The organism is Flavivirga jejuensis (assembly GCF_030540765.1).
Lineage (GTDB): Bacteria > Bacteroidota > Bacteroidia > Flavobacteriales > Flavobacteriaceae > Flavivirga > Flavivirga jejuensis.
In genome coordinates, this window is record NZ_JAUOEL010000004.1 from 408,714 (window position 1) to 429,799 (window position 21,086).

17 protein-coding genes and 1 pseudogene are annotated in these 21,086 nt (G+C 32.4%); 10 read left to right on the forward strand and 8 right to left on the reverse strand.

Annotated features, from left to right (window positions below):
• Positions 1–457 precede the first annotated feature (457 nt).
• Together Q4Q40_RS13370 and Q4Q40_RS13375 are read left to right on the forward strand one after the other, a co-directional pair.
• Positions 458–1,264 carry a polysaccharide lyase family 7 protein gene (locus Q4Q40_RS13370; RefSeq protein ID WP_303302353.1) on the forward strand — a complete coding sequence of 269 codons (807 nt, stop codon included), beginning with the start codon at positions 458–460 and terminating at the stop codon, positions 1,262–1,264.
• A 401-nt stretch (positions 1,265–1,665) separates the two neighbouring features.
• A complete protein-coding gene (locus Q4Q40_RS13375) occupies positions 1,666–2,058 on the forward strand; it encodes a hypothetical protein (protein WP_303302355.1) in 393 nt (130 codons plus the stop codon).
• A 361-nt stretch (positions 2,059–2,419) separates the two neighbouring features.
• Here Q4Q40_RS13375 and Q4Q40_RS13380 read toward each other — a convergent pair whose 3' ends face one another.
• Both Q4Q40_RS13380 and Q4Q40_RS13385 read right to left on the reverse strand, forming a co-directional pair.
• Positions 2,420–3,511: an HpaII family restriction endonuclease gene (locus Q4Q40_RS13380; protein WP_303302356.1), complete on the reverse strand. Its 1,092-nt coding sequence runs from the start codon at positions 3,509–3,511 to the stop codon at positions 2,420–2,422.
• Positions 3,508–4,773: a DNA cytosine methyltransferase gene (locus Q4Q40_RS13385; RefSeq protein WP_303302358.1), complete on the reverse strand. Its 1,266-nt coding sequence runs from the start codon at positions 4,771–4,773 to the stop codon at positions 3,508–3,510. Before Q4Q40_RS13385 ends, Q4Q40_RS13380 begins: the two co-directional genes overlap by 4 nt.
• 717 nt (positions 4,774–5,490) lie before the next feature.
• Here Q4Q40_RS13385 and Q4Q40_RS13390 point away from each other — a divergent pair.
• The 5 genes from Q4Q40_RS13390 to Q4Q40_RS13410 all read left to right on the forward strand — a co-directional run bounded on the left by Q4Q40_RS13390 (position 5,491) and on the right by Q4Q40_RS13410 (position 11,611).
• Positions 5,491–6,885, forward strand: coding sequence for a CmpA/NrtA family ABC transporter substrate-binding protein (locus Q4Q40_RS13390; protein WP_303302359.1), 1,395 nt, complete (start codon positions 5,491–5,493; stop codon positions 6,883–6,885).
• 190 nt (positions 6,886–7,075) lie between these two features.
• Entirely contained in the window at positions 7,076–8,182 is a 1,107-nt protein-coding gene (locus tag Q4Q40_RS13395; protein ID WP_303302360.1) for an ABC transporter permease, read from the forward strand.
• Positions 8,183–8,481: 299 nt separating this feature from the next.
• Positions 8,482–9,327 (forward strand): ABC transporter ATP-binding protein, encoded by an 846-nt coding sequence (locus Q4Q40_RS13400; protein WP_303302361.1) that lies wholly within the window; start codon positions 8,482–8,484, stop codon positions 9,325–9,327.
• 12 nt (positions 9,328–9,339) lie between these two features.
• Complete coding sequence (locus Q4Q40_RS13405; protein ID WP_303302362.1) at positions 9,340–10,170, forward strand: ABC transporter ATP-binding protein; 831 nt, start codon at positions 9,340–9,342, stop codon at positions 10,168–10,170.
• 154 nt (positions 10,171–10,324) lie between these two features.
• The gene (locus tag Q4Q40_RS13410; protein WP_303302364.1) at positions 10,325–11,611 is read left to right on the forward strand and encodes an alginate export family protein; all 1,287 of its coding nucleotides are present in this window, start codon (positions 10,325–10,327) and stop codon (positions 11,609–11,611) included.
• A 138-nt stretch (positions 11,612–11,749) separates the two neighbouring features.
• Here Q4Q40_RS13410 and Q4Q40_RS13415 read toward each other — a convergent pair whose 3' ends face one another.
• Genes Q4Q40_RS13415 through Q4Q40_RS13430 form a run of 4 tightly spaced genes read right to left on the reverse strand, consistent with a single transcriptional unit; the run spans position 11,750 to position 14,275 of the window.
• Positions 11,750–12,394, reverse strand: coding sequence for a response regulator transcription factor (locus Q4Q40_RS13415; protein WP_303302365.1), 645 nt, complete (start codon positions 12,392–12,394; stop codon positions 11,750–11,752).
• Between the two features lie 2 nt (positions 12,395–12,396).
• A complete protein-coding gene (locus Q4Q40_RS13420; protein ID WP_303302366.1) occupies positions 12,397–13,143 on the reverse strand; it encodes a sensor histidine kinase in 747 nt (248 codons plus the stop codon).
• Positions 13,113–13,760 (reverse strand): hypothetical protein, encoded by a 648-nt coding sequence (locus tag Q4Q40_RS13425; protein WP_303302367.1) that lies wholly within the window; start codon positions 13,758–13,760, stop codon positions 13,113–13,115. Before Q4Q40_RS13425 ends, Q4Q40_RS13420 begins: the two co-directional genes overlap by 31 nt.
• Positions 13,761–13,780: 20 nt before the next feature.
• Entirely contained in the window at positions 13,781–14,275 is a 495-nt protein-coding gene (locus tag Q4Q40_RS13430; RefSeq protein ID WP_303302368.1) for a hypothetical protein, read from the reverse strand.
• A gap of 318 nt (positions 14,276–14,593) precedes the next feature.
• Between Q4Q40_RS13430 and Q4Q40_RS13435 the strand changes: the two genes are divergently transcribed.
• Complete coding sequence (locus Q4Q40_RS13435; RefSeq protein WP_303302370.1) at positions 14,594–15,127, forward strand: hypothetical protein; 534 nt, start codon at positions 14,594–14,596, stop codon at positions 15,125–15,127.
• A 501-nt stretch (positions 15,128–15,628) separates the two neighbouring features.
• Positions 15,629–17,164, forward strand: coding sequence for a YifB family Mg chelatase-like AAA ATPase (locus Q4Q40_RS13440; protein ID WP_303302371.1), 1,536 nt, complete (start codon positions 15,629–15,631; stop codon positions 17,162–17,164).
• Between the two features lie 79 nt (positions 17,165–17,243).
• On the opposite strand, the gene Q4Q40_RS13445 is transcribed toward Q4Q40_RS13440, so the two are convergent.
• Both Q4Q40_RS13445 and Q4Q40_RS13450 read right to left on the reverse strand, forming a co-directional pair.
• Complete coding sequence (locus tag Q4Q40_RS13445) at positions 17,244–19,784, reverse strand: M14 family zinc carboxypeptidase (RefSeq protein ID WP_303302372.1); 2,541 nt, start codon at positions 19,782–19,784, stop codon at positions 17,244–17,246.
• 40 nt (positions 19,785–19,824) lie between these two features.
• A complete protein-coding gene (locus Q4Q40_RS13450) occupies positions 19,825–20,169 on the reverse strand; it encodes a MauE/DoxX family redox-associated membrane protein (RefSeq protein ID WP_303302373.1) in 345 nt (114 codons plus the stop codon).
• A gap of 272 nt (positions 20,170–20,441) precedes the next feature.
• Between Q4Q40_RS13450 and Q4Q40_RS13455 the strand changes: the two are divergent.
• Positions 20,442–20,921: pseudogene (locus Q4Q40_RS13455) on the forward strand (magnesium chelatase subunit ChlI family protein); the annotation flags it as partial.
• Between the last annotated feature and the right edge of the window lie 165 nt (positions 20,922–21,086).

The following is a 21,086-nucleotide window of genomic DNA, read 5'->3' on the forward strand; positions in this document are numbered from 1 at the left end:
GTGAAGATATATAAAATTGTTATATCTTCCTGTAACGCCACTAAGCAGAGCTTAGCGGTAGCGAGGGAAACAATTAGAAAACAACTAACTTCTTCGTTTTTGCCATAAACTTATCTTTAATTACGCTTTCTTTTTATAAGCGGTTTTTTTGTCGCACTAAGCAAGCTGTTAATTAATTCTCTAAATTAGATCGTATTAAAATACCATTCCTTCTTAAGGAATGGTTCTCTTGTTTTACGAAAAAAGATTTATCATTTATAAAATTGATGTTTTTGTAGGTAAATGTGTATTTTTTTTGTTAAAAAAGTATATTTTATTCAAAATAATTAATAAATATCAGTATATTTGGTAAACCAATTTGGTTGACCACTTTGGGAAACCAATTTAGTTTTTCAATTCATTTTCAGACAAAAGTTGCTAATTAATGTTATTTAATATTAATTTAAACTAAACTATTATGAAAAATTTATTGAAGCTTAAAACATTTGTTTTATTGTTAATTATTATGGGGTGCTCCTTAGATGAAGGGAAAACTCCAGAGCAAAAAGAATCAGTTAACTCAGAATCGGTTAACTTAAAGTCTGAAAACCTATCAGCAAAAACTTCTGGAGGATTCTGTGGACCTAATGTTAATTTTAAAGATTTGGTTGTGGAAACTAGTTGGATTTCTGGTAGCACAGGAAACCGAAGTACTTTTGGAGCCTGTGGTGTAGATGGTGAAAGTTGGATGGATAAATATAACGATGGAATTGTTATGATGAGATGTTTATCGGGTGACGGACATAGAACCGAATTAAAAGAGAATACTGGAGATGAATCCTCATTAAGTACATCCAAAACTATGACATTTACAGCCAAGTATACTAATATAGCGAAATATGGTATGAGTATAGCTCAAATCCATAACAGAGGCAGTGGGATTAAAAGACCCTGGATAAGACTTTATATAGACGATGATAGATATATTAGAATTAAAGAAACCGAAACAAACCCAACTGGTAGCAGTTCTAGTTATTCTACTTATACAGGGCCAAAATATACTTCAGGAGATGTTATATCAGTTACAGTTAAGACAGGTATAAGTGGTCAGTCTAAAGCAGAGGTGAAAGTGCAAACTAATGGAAATAGTTGGACAAAAACACTTTCTCCCAGCAGTGCGTGGAGTAGTAAGAGTAATACATATTATTTAAAAGCGGGTGTTTACTCAGAAGGTAATGATAAAACCTGTACTGTTAAATATAGTTACTTCTCAATAAATCACTAAGATTGCCTTTGTAAGAATAAGGTCAAACAATATAAGAAACCATCTAACAATTTTTAGATGGTTTTTTTGTCTGTAGTTAACAGTAGGGGCATCTTAAATAGGGTGAAAATTGGTTATATCCTTAACTTAACGACATTGAACGCAAGTACCTGCTAGCTTTTGGTTTTAAATACAAGCCGATTTGTTTTTGCTAATGTTCGTTTTTGTATCATATCGCTAATTTTTCGTCATGCTGAACTTGTTTCAGCATCTCATAAACTTTAGTATTCAAATACTTATTTATAATTGAGACCCTGAAACAAGTACAGAGTGACGCGCATTTTATAATTATTAACAGACAATCAAATTTTATTAATCTTATTTTTGAAGCATCAAAATATTGTATCATCAATTCTTAGTTTATGCCGTACCAAGAAGTATTTGTTCTTTTCTGGGAACAAGTAAAAGAAAGTTTTCAAGAAGGCCGTTTTGCCAAATTAACTATGGCAAAAACCATTGGTAAGCCAGACTTGAAAAATATATTTGTCAGACCATTGTCTTATAAAGGTGACTTTAAGGTTTTAGTAAAATTGCGTTACCAATCGAGAGAGACCGAAGATGAAGAAAACGAGCTTACTTTAGATGAGGCTTTTGTGTTTTTAAAACCATACCTCAGAACATCTTTTTCATCTGTGCTTTTATTTACTACAACAAAAGATGTTACTTTTAAAATTAATAAAAAAGGAGCAGGAAGAATTACCGAGAATTCTCCAACATTTCGTGATGTTACATTACCTAAGAGTGATTTAGGATAGCTAGGGCGAGAGATATTTGAAATTCTTGTTTAACCTTCCTGTACCGCAACTAAGCAGAGTTTATCAGTAGAAGGGCTTTTGTATTTCGATTTTTATCAAACTCTTTTGTTTTATCAAATTCAGTTGTAAACCAATAGTCTACTAGACTATACCCTTTATGACAACCATAAAGAGATTGTAAAATCGAACTTTTAATTCATAAGTTTTTTTACAAAAATGTAATTAGAAAATCAAATGTTATTTTAGTGTTAGTTTCTAAATTTCTAAAAAATGGAAATCTAATATGCTCTATAATATTGTTTATGAATACTATTCGTTCTTAATTGTTGAAGAGTATTTATCTTATTTAACATTTTGTAAATCATAGAAATCTAATTTGCAAGTTGAGTTTAAAGTAAAACTCTCCATTTTCTTCATAAATAGAACCAAAACCATGTCTGTTAGAACTTGCTGTATCTAATTTGGTGTTGTTAAATAAATAATTTTCGAACTCGTTTCTGTTGTAAATATGATAACATAAAACATCTCCGTTTTCTTTTACAATTAAATATCCACCAGTTGCATCATATTGGCCAGCCCAAACTTTAGAAGGCATCATTCCCAATGCAATGTCTGTCAAAAAACGTTTAATTTTATATTCGTAAAATTTATGTTCGTTAGAAACATCAAAATTTAGTGGGTTTTTAAAATTGATATTCTCAACTAAATAGACAACACTTGATTTTTTACTGGAATAAAATTCATAAACAATTTCAGATAATATTTCTGGCAATCTACTATCAATAAGAACTAAATTGTTTGAAAATATTTGCCTTTCTGTTTTATAGAATTTAAGTTCTCTATTATTTAAACAAATTGATTTTAGTCTTCCTTTTAAATCCGCAGATTCTTTTTTACCTCTTTTTACCATCATTGAGTTGATACGCTCAATTTCTTTGTTCTCAATTATTCCGTTTATTTTAAAAATAAAATTAGTCGTCTTACCTGCATTGAGAAGAGTTGAAGGGCTTCCTAATTGTGATTTTATGCTAAAACCTAAAGTTGGTTGTTGATTTGTTCTTTGGTCGTGAACAATAATTGTAATATCTGTTTTTGAAGTTGAACTTGCTTTTAGAGAAAGACAACTAATAGATTGCATAAATTCTTCAATCTTTGGGACTGAAAAAGTTCTTTCTTTGTTTGTTTTGATTTTTTCAAGTAAGAATTTTGCTTTTTCTTTAAATTCTGTAATTGCAATTTTTAAAACTTCCTCTCCTCCAGAAATAAGTATGATTTCGTCTTCTATTGAATATTCAAAATCCCCATTGTTTTCTGTCCTTAAAACACGTAAAATTGGATAGACAATTCCTTCTAATTTTTCAATGTTTTTATTACCAAGAAATAATTGTTTGTCGCCAAGTAATTTGAAAAGAGTATATATTTCACTCCATTCTCCTTTATTTCCTGTAATCATAAAGTTTTAAGTTTTTCTATAATTTTTTTAGCTGTTGCTTGAATAGCTGGAATTGCAACAGAATTACCAAATTGTTTATACGCTTGAGCATCTGAAACAACAATTTTATATTCATCTGGAAAGCCTTGTAGACGAGCCCATTCTCTCGGTGTCATTTTACGAATTCCTTCTCTGTTTACTTCTCCAGTAATATGCGTTATTGGTGTGAAATCTTTTAATCTAAAGTCGTAAACTAAATTTCTTTCTCGTCCCATTCCTCCACAAACAACTGCGTTTGCAGTTCCGTTATTTGGAATAATCTCGTAGCCAAATCCATTACCTTTACTTTCGTGTCTTGCTTTGTGATTCCGTAAAGTGTTTACATAAGTTTCAGATAAATAATATTTTACCGAAACCGTTTCGGTTTCTAAAATATTTTCAAGTGTTACTTTTTTCTTAACTGGTTTGGGGTATTCAAATTCCGTAATTTCTAAATCTTTTCTGAATCCAACAATAAAAATTCGTTCTCTATTCTGAGGAACTCCAAATTCTTTTGCGTTCACTATCTGAGGTTCTGGAATAAAGTAGTTCAAATCTTCTCGTAGGACATTTAGAATTGTAGCTAAGGTTTTTCCTTTATCGTGATTTCTTAACCCTTTTACATTTTCTAAGAAAATAGCTTTGGGTTTTTTCTTTTTAATAATTTCAGCTACGTCAAAAAACAATGTTCCTCTGGTATCTTCAAATCCGCCACGCTTTCCTGCAATCGAAAATGCTTGACAAGGAAAACCAGCACATAAAACATCAAAATTGTCTGGAATATAATCTTTGGTTGCTTTTTTTGTAATATCTCCAAAAGGAACTTCTCCAAAATTTGCTTGATATGTTTGTTTAGAATATTTATCCCATTCACTTGTAAAGACACATTTTCCTTTCAAGTTTTGAAATGCTAATCTAAATCCACCAATTCCAGCAAAAAGGTCAATGAATTTAAATTTGGGCTTTTTCGGTGCAAGAAAAGGAATGTTTTCTTGTTGGAAAATCAAATATTGTAGAGCTTCTTCGGCTGCTAAATTTGAAATTTTTTCTTCTGGAAATTTATATTCAAATAAGTTTTTAACGTGCTCTATTGCATCAGGTTTATAGAATTGAGAAACTCCATTTCTGTGATTATGCAAATAATGTGTAAAAGCAGCTTCTGTATCTTTTTTAGATTCTATAAGTCTGATTTTGAATTTTTTATCTTCAAAATTTTCAATCGATATTTTCTCTTTTAGAAGCACTTTTGTTTGTTTAGATTTATAATCGCAAGTTATGAAAAAAATCTCATTCAGAGTTGGGAAGAAAACAATGTGTGCGATAGCACTCTTTGCTTTGTACGGCAAGTTTCGGGTATGAAACATAACTTATTAAGAATATAAAACCGTTTTAATGTTTTCTATTCTAACAGAATAGAAGTTCGATAAATTTTATATAAAAGTCAAGAAAAACCCTATCATTATCAATAGTTTATAATAAAGAATTGTATCAAAGTGAGTTTACAAGGTTATTGCAAAACAACCTTGGTAGAGTAGCGTTTCGAGGTGGTTTTATCATAACCTACTACGATATAAAATTCGTGAAGGTTAATATTTGAAGACATCTCAGAACCCTTACTATCAAATACTTTTAAAATGATACCCTCTAAAGAGTATAATGTATGGTAAATTTTTACACGAAATAAATAAAAATTTGTTCTTGAAATTCCTTGGAGTTTTTCCTTAATCAGATAAAATAAAAGATGTTGCAAGTAAAAATACGTAGGTTATACCTATTGTGTTTTTCTTAGTTAAAAATATGTTTTACAGTTGGTTATGTTAAAAACCTGTTTTTTGACAGCTTTTATCATGGTTTAAAAAGAGGTTTTAACGTGGAATTCATCATGAAATAGAATTAAGACTACTTATATATTTGCCATATAAATAAGTATTAATACTTAGAAATAATTTAAAACTATTCATATGAAATCACTAATTACTAAAACATCATTACTGTTTTCTCTAGCTTTACTGCTTTTTGCTTGTGGTGGCGGAGATAAAAAGAAAACAACAGCAGAAGCCGTTGTAGCAGAAACTTCAAAAACAAAAGCCTTAGAAATTGAAAAGCCTCAATTAACTTTTGGTTTTATCAAGTTAACAGATATGGCACCTTTAGCCATTGCTAAAGAAAAAGGTTTTTTTGAAGATGAAGGTTTGTTTGTTTCAGTAGAAGCACAATCAAATTGGAAAAATGTATTAGACCGTGTAATTGATGGTCAGTTAGATGGTTCTCATATGTTAGCGGGACAGCCTATAGCAGCAGGAGCAGGATTTGGACGCCAAGCGGAATTAGTGACGCCTTTTTCTATGGATTTAAATGGAAATGGTATTACAGTTTCTAACGATGTTTGGTCTAAAATGAAACCAAATGTACCAAAAGGAGCAGATGGAAAACCAATACATCCTATAAAAGCAGATGCTTTAAAACCTGTTATTACTGAATACAAAAATTCTGGTAAAGCTTTTAAAATGGGGATGGTGTTTCCTGTTTCTACACATAACTACGAAATAAGATATTGGCTGGCAGCTGCAGGAATTCACCCAGGTATGTATACTGCCGAAAACGTACAAGGACAAATTGATGCTGAAGTTTTATTATCTGTAACACCACCGCCACAAATGCCTGCAACGCTTGAAGCAGGAACTATTTATGGATACTGTGTTGGGGAGCCATGGAACCAACAAGCTGTATTTAAAGGGATTGGTGTGCCAGTTACTACCAACTATGATATCTGGAAAAATAACCCAGAGAAAGTATTTGTAATGACTAAGAAATTTGTTGAAGAAAACCCTAATACTGCAATTGCTGTAACTAAAGCCTTAATTCGTGCAGGAAAATGGTTAGATGAACCAGGAAACAGACCCGAAGCGGTAAAAATATTATCAATGTCTCAATATGTTGGTGCTCCAGAAGAAGTGTTAGCAAACTCTATGACTGGTACTTTTGAATTTGAAAAAGGAGATAAACGTGATATGCCAGATTTTAATGTATTCTACAAGTACCATGCAACATATCCATTCTATTCTGATGGTATTTGGTTTTTAACTCAAATGCGTAGATGGGGACAAATTCCTGAAGCTAAGGCAGCAGATTGGTATCCTAACACGATTAAAGATATTTACAGACCAGATATCTGGACAAAAGCAGCTAAGCTTTTAGTAGAAGAAGGTCATATTCCAGCTGGTGATATTCCAACGACAGACGGTTATAAACCTGCAACTGCAGATTTTATTGATGGAACATCTTATGATGCTAAAGACCCGATTGCATATATCAATAGTTTTAAAATTGGTAATAAGGATAAGGCTGTACAGTAATTGCTTTTTGCCCTTTCGAACGCTATCGAAAACAAAATATATTTTGTTTGAAGATATCAAGCGGAGCTTGTGAGGAGGAATCTCATCACTTTTGAGATTTCTCGTCGCTCGTGCCTCGCTCTATCGAAATGACAAACCATTGAAATTCAGTTTTAAACTTTAAAATAATAAAAACTCTAAACAAGAGAAAATGAAGCAAAGTATAACATTAGGAAAAGTTACCAAATTTATGGGATTAGGTTTTTTTAGCACATTAAAAGACTTATTTACCGGGAAGCTGGAAAAGGAAGATTTTAAGAGTTTTCTACGTAAAGCAGTTGTACCGCTTGTCTCCATATTATTATTTATTGGACTGTGGCATATGGGCGCAAAAACCTTGTACAACATAGAAGCAGATTTTAAAATAGAAAAGGCATTTAACGATCAAGGGCCAGAAGCTGCCGAAGCATTACGTGCCTGTATAGCATCGGGAGCATCTAGTTGTCAGCCAAATACATTGCCATCGCCTAGTCAGGTTTGGGATTCTTATAAGTCTTTATTGAGAGACCATAATATTATTAGCGCTGATAAAGCAGCATTTATAGAAAAAACGGCGGCTTTAAATGAAAAGCGAATTGCCGAAGGAAAAGATGCTATTACGTATACAGGAAGACCATCATTTGTAGATCAAATATTTAGAAGTTTAAAAACGGTATTTGCTGGTTTTCTATTAGCGTTATTAATTGCTGTTCCTTTAGGTGTTTTCATTGGGTTAAGTCCAACGTTGAAGAGTGCTTTTAATTGGTTTATTCAAATTTTTAAACCTGTATCGCCAGTTGTTTGGTACTTATTAGTTTTTATGATTGTGAAAACACTTTTAATAGATTCTAATGAAGACAGCTCTTTTACCATTTCTTTTATTAGTGTGGGACTCTGTTCTATGTGGGCCACTTTAGTTAATACGGCTATGGGAGTGTCGTCTGTAGATAAAGACTTTATAAATGTGGCTAAAGTATTAAAATTAGGAGCGTTTCAAAAAATCTTTAAAGTGGTATTACCATCGTCTTTACCATTAATTTTTACAGGATTAAAGATTACTTTATCGGTCGCATGGATGGTTTTAATTGCTATTGAATTGTTAGCACAAAGTCCAGGTTTAGGTTTATTTGTTTGGGAAGAATTCCAGAATGGTGCCAACGATTCTAATGCAAAAATTATAGTTGCCATGTTTGTTATTGGTATTATTGGTTTTTTATTAGACCGATTGATGTTAACGATACAAAATGCGGTGTCTTTTGATAAATCTGATGCGATATAAAAATGATAGAAGTTTGAAGCTGGGAGATAGAAGTTATCTGGTTTACGGATGGGTAATGACTGTTTACTGAAGATTGATAATTGCGGACTAACCAGCGTTAGGGATTGAACGGTTAGACTGCGCTCACCGCAGGCTAAATGTTTGAGCTCGCCGACGTAGGAGGAAGCGAGTAGTGAAAGCCCGACCCTTGTGGTAACGCCCAAAAAAAAACTGGTTTCTTTATATCTGGATTCGATTGGAAGATTTTAACGGATGAGAGTATAAGCATTTAAACAAATAACCGAATAAACATTTTTGAAATGGCATATTTAGAATTAAATAATATTTATAAAACTTACGGACAAGGTGACAATGCTACCGAAGTGCTTTCGAATATTAACTTATCGATTGAAGAGGGTGAGTTTGTAGCTATTGTGGGGTTTACCGGAAGTGGAAAAACAACCTTAGTAAACTTAATTAATGGATTGCTGGAACCAACAAAAGGCACCGTTTTATTTAAAGGAGCACCTGTTTCTGGAACGAGTCATGAACGTGGTGTGATTTTTCAGAATTACTCATTATTACCATGGTTAACGGTGGGACAAAATATTTTTATGGCTGTTAAAGAAACCTTTCCTAAGAAAAGTAAAAAGGAGCTAAATGATATTGTTGCAGACTATGTTGATATGGTAAGTTTAACTCCAGCAATAAATAAACGTCCTAAAGAATTATCGGGAGGTATGCGTCAGCGTGTAGCAGTGGCAAGAGCATTAGCCATGAAACCAGAAATGATTATTATGGATGAACCTTTGGGAGCGTTAGATGCTTTAACGAGAGGGAACCTTCAGGATGAGATTTTAAACATTTGGGGGAAAGATAAGCGCACTGCTTTATTGATTACTAATGATGTTGATGAAGGGATCTATATGGCAGATCGTATTATTCCTTTAAGACCAGGACCAAATGCAACCTTAGGACCCGAATTTAAAATCGATATTGAGCGTCCTCGTGATAAAACGGAGATGAATGATAATGTGAATTTTAAGGAAACCAGAAACGCCATTATAGAGTACTTAATGGATATTGGAAACGAAAGAAAATCTCAGGCTAAAGAAGCATTTGTACTTCCAGATTTGAGTCCGAAAGATTTTGTTAATCAGTTTTAATAAAGGAATTAGATGAACGCTACAATAGAAAATAAAAAAACAGATATTATTACTGATAACGGACTTTTTCCTTCATCTCAGGTAATGTTGGATTTAAAAAATCTAAAGAAAGTGTACCCAACCCCTAAGGGTGATTATGTGGTTCTTGAAAATTTGAATCTTCAAATAAAAAAAGAAGAATTTGTAACTATCATAGGACATTCAGGTTGTGGTAAAACAACCATGCTTTCTATGATTGCTGGGCTTAATGAGATTTCTGGAGGTAACATTTCTGTATTAGGAAAACATATAAAAGGCCCAGGACCAGATAGGGGAGTGATTTTTCAATCACCTAGCTTAATGCCATGGATGACTTCACTTCAGAACGTATTATTAGGTGTTAATCAAGTTTTTCCAGATGCTACTAAATGGCAAAGAAATGATATTGCTAAATACTATCTGCAAAAAGTAGGGTTGGAGGATGCTTTTAATAAAAAAGCTTCAGAACTATCTCAAGGGATGCAGCAACGTGTGGGAATTGCCAGAGCTTTTGCTATAAAACCAAAAGTATTGTTGTTGGATGAGCCTTTTGGAATGTTAGATTCTCTTACCAGAGGCGAGCTTCAAGATATTCTTATTGAAATCTGGAATAAAGAAAAAATTACTGCGGTGATGATTACCCACGATGTTGATGAGGCCATTTTTTTGGCAGATCGGGTGGTGATGATGACAAGTGGTCCCAGAGCAAAAATAGGAGACATATTAAATATTGATTTTGAAAGACCGCGGACGAGAAAATCTGTTTTAGAACACGACGATTATTATAAATACAGAAAACATTTGATAGATTTTTTAGAACATTAATTAATAAAAAATTAATAAAAATCATAATATTATAAATGTTAGGTTATATGAGATTTGTCATAAATAAGATGTTTATGTCTTTTTACATTTGGCTATCAATAATTTAACAATAAAATTAAACTCAAAAAGAATAAAATAACTTAAACTTAAAAAAATGAAAAAACAATATGTAATATTGGGGCTATTATTAGCAGGATGTTTAAATTTTGCACAAGCGCAATTTACTTTAGATGGTGAATTTCGACCACGTACAGAATACCGCAATGGTTTTGGAAGCCTAATAGCCGATGATGCCGATGCTGGGTTTGGTATATCGACAAGAGTACGTTTAAATACAGGATATAAAACAGATACTTACAAGGTATTTGTAAGCTTACAAGATATTATGGTTTGGGGTGAAAACAGACAGATTTTACCTTATGATCAAAATAATTCTTTTGCCGTTTTTCAAGCTTGGGCAGAGATTAATTTAGGAGAAGGGTTCTCAACTAAAATAGGGCGTCAGGTATTATCTTATGATGATCAACGTATATTAGGTGGATTAGATTGGGCACAACAAGGTAGAAACCATGATGCTGCTTTATTAAAATATGCGAAAAATGGTTTTGCATTAGATTTTGCATTAGCATTTAATCAGGATTATTCTAACCCAACAGGTTTTGTATCAACAGGAACAGAGTATGCTACAACAGGTTTGTTTTCTTATAAAACCATGCAAATGTTGCATTTAAATAAGAAATGGGAAAACTTTACAGGTAGCTTACTGCTATTAAATAATGGGTTTCAAAAATATGATGATACGGATGCACCAGATGGGGTTAATAATTTAACAACTGTAGGGACACATTTAAACTTTAAAAAAGGAAAATTTGGTCTGGCTGCGAATGCTTATTTACAGACAGGAGAAAGACAAGGTTCTGTTGATGTAAAAGGGGCTTACCTTTTAGGATTAGATCTAACTTACAAAGCATCTCCTAAAGTTGGTTTAGGTGCTGGTCTTGAGATTATTAGTGGAAATGACGCAGATGCTGGTGAAACAAGCGCATTTTTTCCATTATATGGTACCAATCATAAATTTAACGGATTTATGGATTATTTTTATGTAAGTAATCATGCTGAACCAACTCAAATAGGTTTATTTGATGTTCATGTAAGTGCTAACTTCAAATTGAATGATACTTCAAACCTTATGATTAAAGCTTTAAACTTTAGTGGCGAGCAAGAATTAACTAGCGGTGAGAAATCGTTAGGAACAGAGGTTGATTTGGTATATTCAAAAGCATTTAAAGGTTATAAATTAGTAGTTGGTTATTCTCAAATGTTTGCAAGCGATGGCATGTATGAATTAAAGGGAGTTACTGAAGATGCTGCATCCGATATACAAAACTGGGGATGGGCTATGTTAGTATTAAAACCTAAATTTTTAAATGGTACTAAATAATTGACAAGATATATTCTATATAAAATTGGATACAAAATCTTGTTTTAGTGTTAATCCAATTTAAGAATCCTCGTAAGAGGATTCTTTTTTTGTTAAAGTTTTACAGTGTTTAGAATAGTGATCTCTTTAAGCTCTGGATTATATTTTATAAATACCATTCTTAATAGCATATAATACAAGTCCTATTCTATTTTTAACATGCAGTTTTTGAAAAAGATTATCTCTATAACCATCTATTGTTTTTGGGCTTAAAAACATTTTTTCGGCTATTTGCCTATAAGTCATTTCAGAACAGGTATGTTTTATAAATTCTATTTCTCTAGCTTTTAGTTGAATTTCGTCTGTATTATCACTATTTAAAGAGTTTATTAAAATATTTGAAACATCTTTGGTATGGTAATAACCATTTTTTATAGTTTCAATTAAAGCTAATTCTAAAACATCTTTTTCAACATCTTTTAATAAATAACCTTTAGCTCCAGCTTTTAGCATCTTTATAATAGTTATATCATTTTCTTCAACAGAAAGTGCTATAACTTTAATAGTAGGGTATTCCTTTTTTACAATTTCTGTTGCTTCTATACCATTTAAGATAGGCATATTAACATCCATAAGTATAATATCTGGAATGTTTTTTGGTGTTTTTAGCTTTGTTAGGAGCTCTTTACCGTTTTTACAAGTATATAGCACATTAAAATCTTTAAACGAATTTACGAGACTTGCAATGGCTTGAGATAGTAAAATATGATCTTCAACAATTACTATTGTATACGATGCTTCCATGGTTAAAGTTTATATGTAATAGTTAATTCGGTTCCTTTATTGGGTTCAGATAAGATTGTAGCATTTGCATTAACCAATTTCGCCCTATTTTTTATGTTAGACAAACCTATTCCAGAATGGTTTTGTTCGTTTAAATCAAATCCCAAACCATTATCTTTTGCAATAATAGTCAACATATCAGTTTGATAGTCTAATATAATATCTAAATGAGTTGCTTTTGCATGTTTTATAGTATTTGAAAAAAATTCTTGTAAAATTCTAAAGAATACAATCTCAATTTTGTTATCTATTTTTATTTGAGAGCCTTTAATAGAAAGTTTAGCTTCTATAAAATTAAGTCTATTAAACCGATCAATTTCTTGAGTTACAGCTTGATCTAAAGACATGTTTTTTAGGGCATCAGGGTTAATTAATTTAGATAAAACCCTTAACTCTTTAATACATTTATTTAATGTTTCTTTGACATCTTCGACAGAAGAATTATTTTGTAACTGTATTTTTGCTAAAGTTATTAATTGTCCAATATTGTCATGCAATTCCCAACTAATATTCCTAAAGGTTTCTTCTCTAATCTCTATTTTAGTCTTAGAAATTTCTTGTTCAAAATGTTTTTCGGCAAATTCATTTTTTAAAATTAAGGCATTTTTTCTTTTTTTAAAAAGAAGAAAAAGGGAAATCATTGTAATTATTAACATAAATAATACAACAGATGATATAATTAAAAATGATTGTATTTCTTTTTCGTCCATATAAAGCCTAATATATAAGGGCCATATAATACTATGTTTAGAAAAAATAAAATAATACTAAATACAGAATTGTTGGCATAAATGTTAAAATATTTAGATAATAATATAGTTGGTATCACGCCTATATTAAATAATAAAAGAGCTGTAGTTATCCAAAAACTTAATTTATATTTTATTTTTAAAATATGATCCGAGTTAAATAACTGATGTAAATGAAACCCTGCTAAAACCAATGCAAAAGAAGTACCTATTACAAAACTATACTGATGAAATTCAAAATTGGTACTGTTTATAATATACAATATTATGTATATTATACTTAATACAATTATTATTTTCTTATATAATTTTTCTTTTAAAATAGTGTAGTACCACCAGTAATAAAATAAAAAACTAATACCTGTATATCCATAATAGAGCCATGTACTATCAATTTCAAAAAATCTTGATGATGGCCCTAATATGGCATCTACAAAAAAAGTTCCCCATAAAAAATGTAAAAAATAACGTTCTGATGAATTTACGTATTTTTCATAATGAATTAATGCAACTAGAGCAGCAATAAATTCAAGTACATTAATTGAATATGAAAAAATATCTACGTAAAAATCACTCATATTATGGGAGAATTATTTCTTTATAATTCTTTTGGAGGTTTTCCTGCATGTCCATAATTATATGCTGGAATTTCTGCAATGTTATCGTTAATAACCAAAGTGGTACTTATGGGTGAAAAACTTGCTTTTGAAGTTGTTTTGTTTCCTGTTGGAACTAAAAACACCGTTGAAAGTCCTGGGTCTGGATATTTTGGGTCATTTGGATATGCTCCCTTATAAATACGAATGCCTAAATTTTGGTAACCCAATGTTTTCGCTTCTTGTTCTACATATGCAATGTATTCTTTTAATTTTTCTAATTCAAACCAGTATTCACGAGTATCTTCTATATTAAGGTACTCATTAATAATTTTTTCTCTGGTTCTAATAAATTCGGCTTCTAAAAGAATAGCATGCTTGTAATCAATACTTTTCTCTGGCCGATCGATCTTTTTTGGTTTTTCTTTACATGACTGAAAGATCAATGTCATAATTATTAGAAAAACAGCTAATTTTTGATTTGATTTTGTTTCCATTATAAGATTATTAATATTATGGTTCAATTCAAAAATACATATTAATATTCGAATTTTAGAGACTACTGGTAAGTCGATTGGAATGCTTTTTTCTAGTTAAATAGCTGTTTAATAGGTGTTTGTGGTGGTTTTTGAGCAATTATAAGGCATATGTATTGTTGAAAAAAGGGGAAAAACACCCTTATATAAAAATATTACACCTATTATATTTTGGAATAATCTCCTAGTAACTTTTCAAGCTTTTCACTCTTGATTTGTCATATCTTTTAAAATAGTTTTGAACCTATATAGATAAATCTAAAGTTTAAAACTTGTCTAATGGAAGCAACTAGTTGCATATTAAATACTAAAAGGTCTATTGATGATACTTGGGTTAATGATAATGAAGACACAAAAAGTACCACCAAAATCATAATTTCTAATAATGGAAAACATGTTCAGATATTTGAAAAAGCAAATTCAAAAGATTGTGACTGGGGGACAGAAGACTTAATCCCTGAAAGCAATAGTACAAATATGTATTGGACTATTTTCGATACTAGTACTTCAAAATCTACATTCATATTTACTATAAACAAAAATAAAATGGAAGTAAGATATGAACGAGCTTATAAGTCTTCTACTAAAGAATCAGAAATTTTTGTTGAAAATTTTACCAGACTTAACTTATATAAACAAGAACCTATAAAAGAGGAATATACTATTAAAAGGGAAACACCAGGATTTTTTTATTTCTTGCCCAGTACCTACCATTTACAATACAATGAAGATAAAAGTTATAAAAGAATGTCAAAATCAGTATTTAGTAGGTCTATTTTAACTAAAGTACGTTATGCTATCTCTAGTTCTTAGGTTGGTGTCATTAAGAGACATCTGCTAAAATTTTAGCAAGCGGATGAAATGACGTAATTGGGGTGTCATTCAGGAGGTACGACTGAAGAATCTTTAGAGATTAATGATAAAGATTCTTCGCTGCGCTCTGAATTACAAACAATTGAAAATTAGGTATTTATAATAAAGGAGGTACGACTGAAGAATCTTTAGAGATTAATAATAAAGATTCTTCGTTATGCTCTGAATGAATAATTGAAAGTTAGTTGTTTATAAAGCACGTCAATGGTAGGTATAACCAATCTAGCTTAATGATGTAGCGTTGATTAAGGCTATTTTCCTGGAATTTGAGGAAGACGATATAAAGAAATTAAAAAAACTTAACATATTCTATTTTAGGATGGTTGTAAACTTAGTTATGTTAAGTATTAATTAAGACCTTGAAATATTTTCAGGGTCTTATATTTTATTTTGTTTACAATAAAGAATACTTTTCTTACATTTATCCAGTAAACAAACTATATGCTTAAAAAAATTTTTGGAAGTGCTGTTTTTGGCGTGGAAGCCACAACGATCACAGTTGAGGTTAATGTGGATTCAGGAATAGGGTATCATCTTGTCGGACTCCCTGATAATGCTATTAAAGAGAGTAATTATCGCATAGCTGCGGCATTACAGAATAACGGTTATAAAATTCCAGGAAAGAAAATAACCATTAATATGGCTCCTGCCGATTTACGAAAAGAGGGGAGTGCATACGACCTTACTTTGGCCATCGGAATCCTAGCAGCCTCTAAGCAAATTATAGCTGAGGATTTAGAGCGTTATCTAATTATGGGAGAACTTTCGCTTGATGGAAGTTTACAACCCATAAAAGGCGCCTTACCAATTGCAGTGAAAGCAAAGGAAGAAGGTTTTAAGGGGTTTATTTTACCTAGTCAAAATGCTAAAGAAGCTGCCATAGTAGATGGGTTGGAAGTTTATGGTATTGATAGTATTAAGCAAGTCATTAATTATTTTGATAAGGGGGAACCTCTCGAGGAAACCATTATCAATACACGAGAAGAGTTTTATAAAAATTTGGAGTTTCCAGAATTTGATTTTTCTGATGTAAAAGGACAAGAAGGTATTAAACGCTGTATGGAAATTGCAGCAGCTGGAGGGCATAATATTATTTTAATTGGTCCGCCAGGAGCAGGAAAAACCATGTTAGCAAAACGCTTGCCTAGTATTTTACCACCTATGACACTGTATGAAGCCTTGGAAACCACTAAAATACATTCGGTGGTTGGTCGTGTAAAAGATACGGGATTGATGGCACAACGTCCGTTTAGAAGTCCGCATCATACCATCTCAAATGTTGCCCTCGTGGGAGGTGGCAGCTACCCGCAACCAGGGGAAATCTCATTGTCTCATAATGGTGTTTTGTTTTTAGATGAACTCCCAGAATTTAAGCGTGAAGTTCTGGAAGTTATGCGCCAGCCATTAGAAGATAGAGAAGTAACCATATCCAGAGCGAAGTTTACGGTAACCTATCCATCCTCGTTTATGTTGGTGGCGAGTATGAATCCGAGCCCAGGTGGTTATTTTAATGATCCTAACGCTCCTGTTACTTCCAGCCCTGCGGAAATGCAACGGTATTTGAGTAAGATCTCTGGGCCTTTATTGGATCGAATTGATATTCATATTGAAGTGACTCCCGTGCCTTTTGATAAGTTATCTGACGATAGAAAAGGAGAAACTTCGGTAGATATTAGAAAACGGGTTACGAAGGCTAGAGAAATTCAAACCGATCGTTTTAAAGAGTCGGATGTGGTACATTATAATGCACAGATGAATACGAAGCAGATTCGGAAGTATTGTTTGTTGGATGATGCTTCTAAGCAATTATTAAAAACTGCCATGGAGCGTTTGAATCTTTCTGCTCGAGCCTATGATCGTATTTTGAAAGTTTCTAGGACTATTGCGGATTTAGAAGGGGTAGAGGAAGTCAATGGTTCGCATATTAGTGAAGCGATTCAGTATCGGAGTTTGGATCGTGAGGGGTGGTTGGGGTAATTTTAAAAACCGAACAGGTTCAATCAAAAAAGCTTCCGAAAGATAAATCTTCTGGAAGCTTCTATTTTACATATAAAAATCACTTAGTTATAATAAACTTTTTGGTAATAGTCTTGTTGCTTGTATTTACTTCTAAAAAATACAGCCCATTAGATAAACGCGCTACGTTAATTTTATCTCCCGATAATTGATTTTTCATAACCGTTTGCCCCATATAGTTAACAATTCTGAAGGATACATTTTTTTGATTCATGTTTTTTATAAATAACACTCCTTCTTTTATCGGATTTGGATACAATATAAAATCATTTATCAAAGAAGGTTCATTTCCTTTAGAAAGTAAGGCAGTACTAATATTTACACTATAATCCTCTGCTTCTTTTATTGGATTTGGATGCAATATAAAGTCATTTACCAAAGAAGGTTCGTTTCCTTTAGAAAGTAAGGAGGTACTAATATTTACACTATAATCCTCTACTTCTCCGTAGGTAAAAGTATCACATGGTGCCGATGCTGTACTATATTTCATAGACACACGCATTCTTGTATTACCTAATAAAGCTGTAGCAGGAACATCAAAATTAAAAGATAGATTAGCACTACTATTAGACAAATTTGATACAATCTGCTCTTCAGTATCAAAGGTGCCATTTTGATTATAATCAATCCAAACACTCCAATATTCGCTGTATGCCTTATTTGTAAAACCGGCACTTACTACAATTGTATTTGTTCCTGTTCCGATATTCGCTATTAAATTGGTGAAATCTCCATATCCTGCATTTGCAGCTGTCGTATTAGTAATACCACCTAACCCCACATAATCTATATACTCATCATTTACATTAGTTCCTTTAGAAGCACAGTACGTAATCGGGGTACCCGACGTAGTTGTAAAGTTCATTAAGGTACCATAAGGAGAACTAGTTCCCCCTTCACAATTGCTTTTTACCTGAGCTTCATATTGAGTTGTAGCAATTAACCCAGTTATGTTAATCGTATTTGTATTTGAAGATAAGGTTGTCCAATTCGAACTTCCTATTACGCGATACCTTACATTATATGTGGCTCCAGAATTAACACTCCAGCTTAACGTTGCCGTAGTAGGCTGTACATTTGATGCTGTTAATCCTGTTGGTGTTACTCCACCTATAGGTGTTAATTGAACGTTTTTAATAACCGTAGCATAGTCTGCTACTGTTACTCCTGTTAAAGTAAGGGATTCATAACATTCTGCTTCATACAAAACATTATAAGTTCCTGCCTTTATAGGTCTGTAATAATCTCCTTCTGGTAATTCTGTTGGTATCCAGGAATCATAACTCTCACGGCCAACAACTGTTACTTTAGCTTGTATCGGTTGGTTGGTTACTGCATCAGTTACTACTCCATGGATACCATAATTTACTTGTTTCAAAAATGCAAGAAGAGCATCTCTATTATAGTTCCAAAAATTCACTAATTGATTGGAAGCAGGCACTTTATTGTTTGACAATTCAACAGTTACCTCCCTCCCTTTCTGATTATATATTTGGTAATCCTGTCTTCCTCCTTGTACTTCATACCAGGCATAACCATTCGTAATTCCGTTATTTAATGCAGTAAAATATCCAGAAGGACTATTCGCCTGACAGTGATCTCTATATTCTTTAGAAATATGTACAAAATAATCCTTATCAGGATGTGCTCCAGCATATGTATCCCATGGGTAATTGATTAATTCTATTCCTCCATGAAAATTAGCAGATAATACAAAATGTTTAGTATCAGCAAAATTCATAAAAGCAATGGTCTCTGTCTGATATGTATTTCCATCAGGATGAGCACCATCATCAGGATCAGGATAATTCCTGTTTAAATCTACATTATTAGCATTTCCTCGGGTAGCATTAGCGACAGATGTGTTATTAGCACTATTGCGATACGTACCATCAGGATTTGCCAGTGGATTAATCCAAACCTCACTATTATCCAAAAGATTTTTGATCTCGATATGTTTTGGATGACTTGTATTTTTGTATGCTCCAAGTAAATAGTCAATAAGATTAAGCATCATAGGATACCCTGCTATTTCATCACCGTGCATAGAGGAAGTATACATTACTCGGGGTTCTTGTTCATTTTGGTTTACATTATCTGATAATTTCACAAATAGTAGTGATTTATCTCCTTCGTCTGTAGCTCCAATATTTTCTACTTTACATAAGGACGGATTACTGGTAGCAAAATCATTCATCATTGCTACATAATCAGCATATGTTGGGTATGCCGTAAGTGGAAACGTAGCGGCTTTAATAGATAAATCAGAAGTCATAGTTCTATACCCTATAATGTTATCTTCTGAAATGACTGTAAAAGCAACGTTTTTTTGTAAAAAAGATGAAAACTGATTTTTATTTGCCATTACTTTAACGCTATTGGTCTTTTCATCAAAGTGAACAATAGCTAATTCCTTAGTAATAGTGTTTAATTCTGCTTTGTTGTTGATTGTGAAGCTAAAAATCACTTCCCCTTTTAGGTTCAGGTATTCATTGGCGAGCTCTTTATTACTTTTTTGTGCAAAAAGAGAAATGCTCATGGTGCAATACACCAACAGCATTAACATAATGTTGTTTTTCATTGGTTTCAAGGGTTATTTAAATTGAGTTAATATTTAGGTTTTAATAATATCCATGTGTGTGTACAAAGGAAAGAGATGCAATCTCAGAATAGTCAACAGTCTCTTGATGAATAGTACCCGACGAATCTTCATAATAACCATTCATCGAAGCACCCTCTACATCTTTAGCTGCAAAAGAAAATGTAATAGCAATAACGAGCTGCACTATTGGCACGCTCCAAGTAACCCATGTTGCGTAGTCGCCTATTATGGAAAATCCCTCCAATTGCGTGTTAAAATGGGTAAAACCTATGGATTTACTGGTAGCAGTATACACAAATAAAAGAATAAATAAAATACTGTTTGTTTTTGGCACATCTTCATAGACTATTTTAGAGCGTATCATATCATATTTTTTTTTATACTAAAGGACTAGATAATATTTGTCCTTTGTATATCTCTAAGGGATAAAAATTTAACTCTAACGGATTTTTTACTTTAATCCACTTGTAGATAGCATTATATATGGTTTCATGGTCTTGAGAAATGTTTGTAGCGGTTCTCTCTGCGCTCTGAATCCCGTTATGTTAAGCATGTTATGCTCCGTGTAAAAATAACAAGTATTCAAAGTTGCGTCAGAAGGCTTCGTCATGATTTTGTCGTTCATGCGGTTACAAAAGTTTTTATTTTAATGATCCTAACGCTCCTGTTACTTCCAGCCCTACGGAAATGCAACGGTATTTGAGTAAGATTTCTGGGCCTTTATTAGATAGGATCGATATTCATATTGAAGTAACGCCTGTGCCTTTTGAAAGCTGTCGGAAGATTGAAAAGGAGAAACTTCGGTAGACATTAGAAAACGAGTTACGTAGGCTAGAGAGATTCAAAACCGATCGTTTTGAAGAGTCGGATGTGGTACATTATAATGCGTAAATGAATACGAAGCAGATTCGGAAGTATTGCTTGTTGGATGATGCTTCTAAACAATTATTAAAAACGGCCATGGAGCATTTGAATCTTTCTGCTCGAGCCTATGATTGTATTTTGAAGGTTTCTAGGACTATTGCTGATTTAGAGGGCTTGGAAGATGTAAATGGTTCGCATATTAGTGAAGCGATTCAGTATAGGAGTTTGGATCGTGAGGGGGGGTTGGGGTGATAAATTCCTGTGCAGGCAGGAATCTTTTAGTTTTATATGCACAGATGTAAATCTAAATTAAAATGAATTAATTGTTTTTGCTTACTCTTGCCTCTACTAGTTTTGAAACTAGAGGTAGCGTGGGGCTCTTTTAAACACTTAAAATACAAAAAATGTCCTGTTTTT